The 789-nt window shown below is 58.9% G+C and carries 1 protein-coding gene and 1 pseudogene; one reads left to right on the top strand and one right to left on the bottom strand.

Going from position 1 to position 789, the window contains the following annotated elements:
* Positions 1-198: DUF6124 family protein (locus tag ASU03_RS21260; protein ID WP_197411322.1), on the top strand; the 198-nt coding region annotated here is incomplete at its 5' end.
* A gap of 237 nt (positions 199-435) precedes the next feature.
* Here the strand turns inward: ASU03_RS21260 and ASU03_RS19175 are convergent.
* Positions 436-789 (bottom strand): annotated as a pseudogene (locus ASU03_RS19175) (beta-ketoacyl-ACP synthase I); the annotation flags it as partial.

Here is a 789-nt window from a genome sequence, read left to right as displayed (position 1 = left end):
GTCAGCGAAGAACTGAGTTTCGAAGACTCCCTGCTCTACACCGCCAGCCTGCTGAACAGCGCCTCGGCCACCGTGCTCGACTGTGGCGAACACTTGCCCGGCACCCAACGGGCCAAGGTGCTGGCGGTGTGGCATTTGCTGGAAATTGCCAAGACCACGGTCGACCGCTCCATCGAGTGCCTGCATCCCCCGGCATAAACGCGGTCAAAAAATGTGGGAGCTGGCTTGCCTGCGATGGCGGTGGACCCGTAGCCAATCAGTTGCCTGACACACCGCTATCGCAGGCAAGCCAGCTCCCACATTTTGATTTGCGAATACAGTCAATGTGGGAGCTGGCTTGCCTGCGATGAAGACGACTCGGTCTACTGGTAAACCCGCCCAATAAAAAACGCCCCGAACCAGTCGGGGCGTTTTCACATGATCAACCTGCGGGGCTTACTTGCCCTGCCAGCGTTTCAGTACCAGGGTAGCGTTGGTGCCACCGAAGCCGAAGCTGTTGCTCATCACGGTGTTGATGGTTGCATCTTCACGGGTCTTGGTCAGGATCGGCATATCAGCAACGGCTGGATCCAGCTCGTCGATGTTGGTCGAACCCGCCATGAAGTTGCCTTCCATCATCAGCAGGCAGTAGATCGCTTCGTGCACGCCAGCGGCGCCCAGGGAGTGACCCGACAGGCTCTTGGTGGAGCTGATGGCCGGTGCCTTGTCGCCGAATACCGCACGTACGCCTTCCATTTCCTTGGCATCGCCCACTGGAGTGGAGGTGCCGTGGGTGTTCAGGTAGTCGAT

The sequence above is a fragment of the Colwellia sp. TT2012 genome, assembly GCF_001440345.1.
Lineage (GTDB): Bacteria > Pseudomonadota > Gammaproteobacteria > Enterobacterales > Alteromonadaceae > Colwellia.
Note: the sequence above shows the minus strand (reverse complement) of the source record. Positions and strands in the feature narration are given on the sequence as shown.